The 1,731-nt window shown below is 58.6% G+C and carries 1 protein-coding gene and 1 pseudogene; both read left to right on the top strand.

From position 1 onward, the window contains the following. A pseudogene (locus QZY06_RS04055) lies at positions 1-192 on the top strand (ATPase); the annotation flags it as partial. Positions 193-953: 761 nt separating this feature from the next. Then, entirely contained in the window at positions 954-1,700 is a 747-nt protein-coding gene (locus tag QZY06_RS04050) for a hypothetical protein (protein ID WP_295680531.1), read from the top strand. Positions 1,701-1,731: the final 31 nt, after the last annotated feature.

Raw genomic sequence — 1,731 nt, 5'->3', positions numbered from 1 at the left:
GACAAGCAGCGCGAGCGCTTCCCACGTCTGTGGCCCCTCGTTGCCCAGGCGCTGCAGATGGCCAACGAGGGATTTACCTACGACAACACGTCGGCGCAAAACCCGTACCGGGTGGTTGCGCACTTCGAGAACGGTAAGCTGATTGGCCGCGCAAACTGGCCAGATTGGTCACCGCTCGGATCGCTGATCTGAACTGAATCGGCCGCTTACTGCCGCTTTGTAGCAGGGGACATCGCTCAGTTTGTAAGCGGTGGTTAAACACGATGTTTTCGGTACTTAACGAACGAGCCGTGGAAACAGGGTAGGACCGAAGGTCGTCGCATCCCTCTTGAGTCGTCTTGCGTCGACTAGCGCTAACGTTGTGCCTAAATTTGTGCCCATAATCCCATAGAGTTGGTTATTGGACGTTGTATCCGTGTAGTGCGGCTGTTGCTGGTTAGTGAGTTAATTCAGCGGCTTACGTTTCAAAGGGCGTTGGATTTAAGGCGTTTGGTCGCTTTGAAAATCCCCGTGTCGGCGGTTCGATTCCGTCCTCGGCCACCATATTTTCAATAACTAGAGCGGCCTGCAGAAGCAGAGCCAGCCCGCCGTAAAACTCCTTACAACCCTTTGCAAATTGTCGCGATCATTCGTGGCGGTCCGTCCGTGCCGATCTGTAAGCAGCGCCAATGCAGAACCTTCTTAAGGGTTTGCCCGCCGCTACATCGGACTGCTCATGTCGTAAAGTCCGGGGCTACCGAGACGCAAGAAATTGCTTGGCCGGGCCACTCACGGTTTCCCGCCTGAGTATTCCCTCCGCGTAGGGACCTCGCTAGCGCGCTCATCAAGTCCGGAGCGCTGCCTCTGGACAAGCGCTTCGGCTCACAAGCAACGCTCGGTTCAATTTCCGTCGCACCGCCTCAGCACAGCTTGCCGGCTTGCATCAGGCGCTGAAGTTCAACAAGAGACCTTCCATGTCCGATGCAGGCAGCAGCCCCATGGCCGAAACGATGAATGCCCGCGCTCAGCGCTGGTGCGTCTGGAGCGGGCTGATCTTCCTGGTGCTGTTCGGCATCGGCTGGATCTTCCTCGCCGGGTTCATTCCGCCGCCACGTCCCGATGCCAGCGCTGAACAGATCGCGGCGTTCTACCAGACCGATGTCTGGATGAAGCGCCTGGGTCTGATCATTGCGCAGGCCGCCTGCATTTTCTTCGTGCCCTGGGTCTGCGCGATCTCCACGCAGATGCGGCGCATCAAGGGCAGCGATCCGAGCCTGGCTGCGGCGCAACTCATCGGCGGTTCGATCGCGATGCTCGCGGTGCTGATTCCGACGATGATCTGGACCACGGTCTCCTTCCGCCCTGATCGCGATCCGGAGCTGATGCTGCTGCTCAACGATCTAGGCTGGATCATCCTGTCGATGACCTTCGCGCCGTTCCTGACCCAGTCCTGCGCCTTGGCCGCGGCGATCTTTCTGGACAAGGGCGACAAGCCGGTCTTTCCGCGCTGGGCGGCCTATCTGAACATCTGGGTGCCGATGGGATTCCTGCCGACGGCGTTGGTGGTCTATTTCAAATCCGGGCCCTTCGCCTGGAGCGGCCTGTTCGGCATCTACATCCCGCTGGCCAATTTCGCCATCTGGTTCTTCGTGATGATCAAGCTGCTGCTCGATGCCATCCAGCAGCAGGAAAGCCAGCAGGTTCACGCGTCTTCCAACTGAGTAGGGCAAGCACGCGTCGCATCAATTCGAT

This window comes from uncultured Nevskia sp., from assembly GCF_903885465.1.
Taxonomy (GTDB): domain Bacteria; phylum Pseudomonadota; class Gammaproteobacteria; order Nevskiales; family Nevskiaceae; genus Nevskia.
This window is presented reverse-complemented; position numbering and strand designations above follow the sequence as displayed.